This is a genomic window from Pseudomonas oryzihabitans, from assembly GCF_032027545.1.
Classification (GTDB): domain Bacteria; phylum Pseudomonadota; class Gammaproteobacteria; order Pseudomonadales; family Pseudomonadaceae; genus Chryseomonas; species Chryseomonas oryzihabitans_F.
In genome coordinates this window covers 1-7,119 of the sequence record NZ_JAVSJB010000047.1, presented here as the reverse complement: position 1 = coordinate 7,119, position 7,119 = coordinate 1, and the positions used below count along the sequence as shown (strand labels likewise).

General features: G+C 55.0%; 2 protein-coding genes and 1 pseudogene. All 3 read right to left on the bottom strand.

Annotated features, from left to right (window positions below; translation table 11 throughout):
* Positions 1-120: 120 nt before the first annotated feature.
* Positions 121-399 carry a colicin immunity domain-containing protein gene (locus RND78_RS27280; RefSeq protein WP_312733321.1) on the bottom strand — a complete coding sequence of 93 codons (279 nt, stop codon included), beginning with the start codon at positions 397-399 and terminating at the stop codon, positions 121-123.
* Positions 396-5,573: a hemagglutinin repeat-containing protein gene (locus tag RND78_RS27275; protein ID WP_409457144.1), complete on the bottom strand. Its 5,178-nt coding sequence runs from the start codon at positions 5,571-5,573 to the stop codon at positions 396-398. Before RND78_RS27275 ends, RND78_RS27280 begins: the two co-directional genes overlap by 4 nt.
* 201 nt (positions 5,574-5,774) lie before the next feature.
* Positions 5,775-5,891 (bottom strand): annotated as a pseudogene (locus tag RND78_RS28610) (hypothetical protein); the annotation flags it as partial.
* Positions 5,892-7,119 lie beyond the last annotated feature (1,228 nt).

Genomic DNA, 7,119 nt, shown 5'->3' with positions numbered 1-7,119 from the left:
GTAATCCTAGATCGATAAAACGTGGTCTGTCCCCTATTGCCCTGTGTCCCCTATTGCCCTGTGTCCCCTATTGCCCTGTCCCCTATTGCCCTATTGCCCTGCCAGAGACACCTTTAAGCACTAACCATCAAGTTCTATTGAGTTGACAATTTTTGAAACCTCAAGCATCAACTGATCACTATTGATTTCGTACTCTTCTCGGCAATCGTCACTCGCGCAATACATATCTGCAAGACAAAATATGCTAGATAAACACTCACTTAAAACAGGTTCGTCGTGAAGAAGAAGCCCGGAATCCCGCTCTATTTTCCAAAGTTCGATATATTTATCTGCAAACTCCTCAGCAGTTATTTTTCTTAAAACAAAAGACCTAGCAAACCCCAGCAAAACAAAACTCATCTCAGAATACCGTTTTTCATAAAGTTATCAAATTGCTGCGTCCCGGGAGCAAGTTTAAACCCTGTAACAAAATTCCCTGCACCATCAACAACAACCACGTTATTGGTGGCCGAGTTGAAGAAAACTTTAGAATCTTTGACAAATCCATATGTACCTTTCTGAACGGTAGCTGCATCGCTCATATGTGCTTTTATTGCCGACTCAAACTGTGCAAGCGTTTCTGGGTTTTTCTTTGTAGTAATAACACCAAAGTCCGATGCATGTTTGAACTTTTTATCAAGTTGCCTTTGAGTAAAATTAAAAGTCTGCTCAGGAAAAGCGCCCCCATTATTTGATTCTATCTCGTTATGCGCCGCTCCCGAACTTTCCTTTCTGGAAAGAATTTTCTTACCAGCCCCCACCACCTTGACACTAACGATACCCAACAACGTAGTAGCTATGAGCGTCCCGCCACCGATTAAGTAGCTACCGTACTCGTCCTTGGCATCCAAGTCGGTCTTTTGCATACTTTCGGCAACATATTGCCCAGCTACATCAACCGCCTCTTTGACTTTTTCAGCATAGGCGGTTTGGCTGATCACACTATTCACAGCCAGAAGTATGAGTCCTTTGGGACCTTGTGCTGCCGCCATTACCAAGCCAACCGTTTCCGCTTGGTCGGGATGGGCCTTAATGTACGCGTTGATCTGCGATGAGCGCTCTAACACCACCTCTGCCAAGGTAGCAGGCCGTCCCTCGATATTCATGTCCTCAAGCTGGACGACCTCCGGAATACCCGCTTCGGCAAGGCCTTGGCGAGTCTTTTCGAGTTGGCCGCCCTTACCGTAGTCGCTGATTCCCTTCAGGGCATCCAAAACTTCGCTCTGGAACTGCTCATTCGCCAACAAAGCCCTTGCCTTGTCACGTGGCAATCCCGACTCCAGCAATGCACTCAACGCCTGACCAGCAATCTCCGCGCCACCTGCTTTGATCGCCTCAGCACCAGCTCCCGGATGCATGAAAGCATCCAGCTGATTACCGATCACCAATCCGACTTCTTTAAAGTTTTGCGCTGCGGTCTTGTCGTACTCAGTGAGCTGCCTAGCCCAGTCTTTCGCCGTGGTCGTGGGCTGGCTTACCGCTTTAATCGACGAATCACTGGCATAGAAATCAGTACGACTGCTTTCATCCTTAGTGATTTCGGAGCTATGGTCCTTGTCACGATTCAGACCCGCCGTGGAGTCCTGACCCGTTTCGGCATCCTGGCGTACGGTGATCTCACCGGCCCCCACCGTGGCTCGGACGATCTGCTCGCGGTCCTTCTGGTAGTCATAGCCTTCGACGCTCCAGCCATTACTACCGCTATTTTCTTTACCTACACGGCTGGGATCCTGTTGAGCACTACTGCTACCAGACGCACCGTTGCTCAGCCCGTAGGTACCTCCGACGTTCAGGTAGTAGCCGTGCTCACGGTCTTCTCCGGCGATGTCGCGGAAGCCCAGGCTACCGGTGTCCAGCTTGAGGTTGCCGTTATCCGAGGCCAGTACCGCGCCATCGAGTTGGGTATGGTTGCCGGTGCGGATGTTCAGGCTGTCGGCAGCTGTGATCCCGGTTTGCCGGTTGACCCAGTTGGTCTGACCATTGGTTTCACCGTAGCCAACCGAGCCACTCACGCTGGCGCCATAGCCCACAGTGACGGTCAGGCTGGCGTCGTACTCTCGACCGTTAGCCTTGCCGGTATCGGGCAGCGAGGACACGGAGAGGTTACGGCCCACATCGCCCGCGACGTCCTGGCCACGAATCGTGGCGCCTGCAACTGTGGTGTCTCGGCCACTGGTGAAGGAGACCTTGCCACCGCCGTAGAGATAGGCTTCCTGCTGCTGAACCCCTTCTCGGTCCAGCTGCCCACGGCCAATGTTGACGCTACCGTAAACACCCAAACCATCGCGCCCTACCGTAATACCGGCTTCGGCACCACCGCTGTGCCGACTGCTATCGCTATTGCTGTCGTTACTCGCAGCACGGATAGTCAGGTCGTTGCCGGCGTTGAGCGTCAAATCGTTGTTGGCATGTGCCTGGGTGCCTACTAGGGTCAGATCGTTCGAAGAATTCAGGTTGATGTTGCGACCGGCATCCAGTTGGGTCGCACTCGAGGTGCCTTGGCTGCTGTCCTGGTTGGCAGTGCCCACACCCACGCCATAGCCAACCTTGAAGCCACCACTGGTACCGCCCTTGAAGCCGCTCTTGCGCTGATCCTGCTGCGACTCGCTGGTGTCTACACCCCGAGCGACGTCGAAGACGACATCCCGGCCTTTGACGTTGATGTCGCGCCCGGCCTGGAACTGGCCACCAATGACGCTGACGTCGTTGTCAGCAACCACGTTGATGTCATTGCCCGCAGAAAAGCTCGAACCTCTAGCACTCTGACTGATCTGGGTGACGGTCTGCCCTTGGCGATTGCTACCTGCTTGGCCATCGAAGGTAGGACCTGCCAGATACTGGCCGACCGCATCGACGGCCCTGAGGCCTCCCGATACCTGGCTGACCGTGTTCTCGCCTTGGCCAACGCCTCTTACCGCATCAACGGTGTTGCCGAAGTTGTAGTTGACGCTGGTTGTGGTCCCGGTACGACTCTGGCTGTGGCTGGTCGTGGTTTCGTTACGCTCGCCAGCCGCCTCGATGCGAACGTTGCGTTGAGCCTTTAGATTGATGTCGTTATCGGCGTAAAGATCAGCCCCCTGAACGAGGACGTCCCGCTTAGCCGCGATGTTGATATCCAGACCGGCATCGATCTGGCTAGCGGCTGCGGTAAGTCCGTAGTTAGTGGTCTTGTCCTTGATCGTCTCGTTGCCGACGAAAGTGGTGTAGGCATTGCTGTCGACGGTCTGTTTGAGTCCGTACGTCTTGCGCGTCTGCCACTGACTGGAACTCTGGGCGTCGGTGTCAGCCAGGACGTTGACATCGCGACCGGCACTCAGAGTGGCGGTACGGCCTGCGCTAACGCCACTACCCACCACATTGACATCACGCTGCGCTTTGAGCGTAACGTCGCGTTCGGCCGATATATAGCTACCTACGCTGGAAGCACTGGTCGACTCCTGGCCTGCCTTCTTGCCGGAATTCAAGGTCAGGTCGCCGCCCCAGGAGGGCGCTCCAATCGCCAATCCCATAGCGTCCGAAAAGGAAAGACCAAACTTCTTCTTGTATTGCTCGTTGTAGGTGTACTGGCTGTCGCTGGTACTGCCCAGGGTGACATCGCCCGTCTCAGTCACAACCCCGGCACGCAATTCCGCATCGCGGCCGGCACTCACGTTGCTGCCTCGTACCTTGACGTCGTTTCCGGCGACGATAACGGTATCTTGCCCTGCTTCGAGTTCGCTACTGATCTGGGTAGTCGAGGTTTCGAGCGCAGTTTTCCCGCTTTTCGAAAGACCGAATGATCCTGATTTGGTCTTCTTGCTATAGGCACCGTGCTCTTCGCTACCAGACAGGATGTTGACGTCTTGGGTGGCACCAAGCAGGAGGTCATTGCCCGAACGCAGCTGGCTACCGATTACAGTGACATTACGTCCACCATCAAGGCTGATGCTTCCATCGTCGGCTTTGCTGGCGTTGATGGTCAGATCATTGCCAGCCTCAATGACGGAGGCGACATTGGTACTGTCATAGCTCCCTTGCTCGGTAATACTGCGCTTGCCAAAAGAGCCTTTCTTCTTCTTGAAATAAGAATAGGAGCTTTCGTCCTTGGCGGCGGCGATGGTGGTGTCTTGCACGGCGTTCAGGATGACGTCAGCACCCGCTTTTACCGAGCTACCAATCACACCCAGATCCCTTCCAGAATCTATGGAAACGTCTCTCCCAGCGACCAGTGTCGCTGATTGCTGGGTGACGTTATGGGTTTCAGTACCTGTCTTTTTGCTGCGTGCGATCGAATCGGACCGGTTGGCAGCAGACGTCAGCGTGATGTCGCCTTCATAGGTATAAAGAGATGCATCACGGCCTGCCGAAAGATTGCTAGCGGTGACCTCGATGTTTCGCGTCGACTCCAAGGAGAGGTCGCGTCCTGCCTGAACCGTACCCGCTAGCTGATTCGTTGTGGAAACTAGATAATTAGAACCATAGGCAGTCCTATTTTCTGCTTCAACACTACTTATCTTCAGGTCGCGGCCTGCTTGCAGGGTCAAGTCCCGACCGCTGCTTAGCGCACCACCGATATTGCTGATGTCTCGTCCTGCGCTAAGTGTCAGGTCGTTGGCGGCCTCGATTCGAGCGGCGTTATCCACATAGTCCTGGCGTAATGATCTCCCCTCGTAACTGGCCGTATGAGTGGTAAGGGTGCGCTCATTCAGGATATCGCCACGAGTCGCGTCCAAGCTCACGTCCCGACCGGCGATGATGCCCCCGGCGCGGTTGCTGATGTCGCCCGTGGTACTGGTCAGGCTCAGCCGATCACCGGACTGGATCAGACCGCTGTTGACCAGGTTGTTGGTGGCGGTAGCTGTGAGATTGTTGGTGGCTCTCAAGGTACCGGCGTTGGTCAAGTCGTTGCCGGCGATCAGGGTGACGTCGCTGCCCTGGATGAGCGCGCCGTTGGGCGCCAAGCGGTTATTGGCGTTGGCCAGGTAGAGCACGGGGACCAGCACATGCTCGCCATTCACGATCTGGTCTTCCATCCAGACGATGTCATGGGTCAGGGCCGCGACCTGCTCAGCGGTGAGGCTCACGCCCACGCTCAAGCCTAGCGCCTGCTTGCTCTGCAGGGCGTTGTCCATCAGGTACTTGAACTGGGCTTCGTCGCTGCTCAAGCCGGCGATGAAGCGCTGTCCGGTCCGTTGGACGATGGCTTGCTGGATCAGCCGCTGTTCGTAGAGTCCATCGCCCAGGCGTTTCCAGCTGGTGTCGGGGTTGTAGTTGAGGTTGTCCAGCAGGTAGTCCGAACTCATGAACTGCTTGAGGTCGGTCAGCGCCGGGTTGGTTTCCACCAGGTAGCGGTGGGGAAGATAGCTACCCACCGTACTGGGAAGGGCCACCAGCGTTTCGCTTGGCTCGATACCTCTGGCAGCAATTTCTCCACCAGTGCCCTTCGCAAGACGGTCATCGCTCATCTTGCCGACTACGGCTATCGGCGAGTACATCGCAGCTTCAGAGGAGGCGCTCGCTACAGATATAGCATCCCCTGCTAACTGGTTCGGCATGGCCGTCGTGCCTACAACTTTCTCGGCGCGCAGCGGCGAAACGTTGCCTGTTTGGGTACTCAACACTTGCTGGATAGCGTCGCCACTACGCCCCGCTGTGTATTTGGCTATCTGAATGGCGGCCTTATCGACAGTAGCGACCTGAGTGCTGCGTACCCCTTCCGTCTGAGTAACGGTCTTTAGCTCCGCCTCACCGCCCTGCTGATTACTGAGACGAAATAGGCCGTTTTGGCCTGTAGGCAGGGAGAAGCCGGGGAGCGTGGTGGGGTTAACTTGTTGCTGGGCTAGATCTGGAGGTAGTTGGGAGTTAAAGGTAACCGTCGTTTGAACCGCAACGCCCGGAACCTGGGTATTTTGCGTGCGATTACCCCCACGCTGTACGCCTATGCCCTGCTGTACGAGGCCATTGGAAAGGTTTTGCGACGCCTCGATACGGACACTGCCGCCGGCCTGCACTACCGCCATTGCGCTGGCGCCGGTACTGGTAACGGTCTCTCGGGAATCTACTTGGGTATAGGTGGAAAATATGCCAGGCAGAGCCACCTGCCTAGAAGGTGAGTAGTCAGGATTCGACTCGTTTACAACCTGTTCATTTCTATTAAGAAATCGAGTTTCCGTACCGCCATCTCTCCCACCAAGACGAACAGTCTCTAAATAGCGGTGCTTCCTCTCGGCCATATACTTATTATATTCATTAACAGCCCCACCCTCTCCAATCAAAGAGTAAAAAACATCTTTACTTTCGGAATCATCTGGATTGCGGTATTGTAGAAATCTTTCCACTACCGAGTCAGCAGCACCAGTGTTCTCGAAGTTACCTGTCCGAATATCGATATCGCGAGAAGCACTGATAACACTGTATTTATTGCTAAAGTTATTACTATCAGCCTGGAGACCTCCCCCAGAGAGTAAGGAGGCGCTCCGCGAGTCAGCGCTAATAACTCTTTTCAGTTTTTGAGTGACATAATAATACAGGTCGTAGTGCCTGCCTTTACAGTTAAGGCACTCGTAGGCTATGTCACCAGAAATGAATTGCTCACTATAATTTAGAATATCCTTACGATTGATTATCTCATCCACGCGAAGTGTCATATCGCCTGCGCTTTCCATCGTCGCGGATATATTTTTGAAGCGGCTGGCACGCTGAGTAGCTGAGCTATCACGAGCGACTAGCAGACGACCCAAGCTATACACATCGGCATAGCGGTTGGTGAAGTCATTCACCCCGAATGCCATATCGCCTCCACTAAAGATGAGGCTGCTGTTCTGGTTGGTCAGGCTCGGGGTGTTGATCGTGAGGTTGCCTGAGGCGCCCAGGGTGCCCTGGTTGACGACTTGTCCGGCATTGAGGGTGAAGTTACCTGCCGAGGTGATGCGCGCCTGGTTACGCAGCAGGCCGCCGATGTTGAAGGTGGTGGTGCCGCTGCCAGCCGTCAGGCGGGCATTGGGGTTGTCCAGCAGCACTTGCCCGGCGCCCAGGGTGAAGTCGTTGCCGCTGCTCAGGCGCCCGGCGCCCTGGTAGGTGCCGCCCAGGGTCAGGCTGAGA

Excerpts from the sequence above, each read along its gene's own strand:
- RND78_RS27280 (WP_312733321.1), bottom strand. The coding sequence starts at position 399 with ATGAGTTTTGTTTTGCTGGGGTTTGCTAGGTCTTTTGTTTTAAGAAAA.
- RND78_RS27275 (WP_409457144.1), bottom strand. The coding sequence starts at position 5,573 with ATGCCGAACCAGTTAGCAGGGGATGCTATATCTGTAGCGAGCGCCTCC.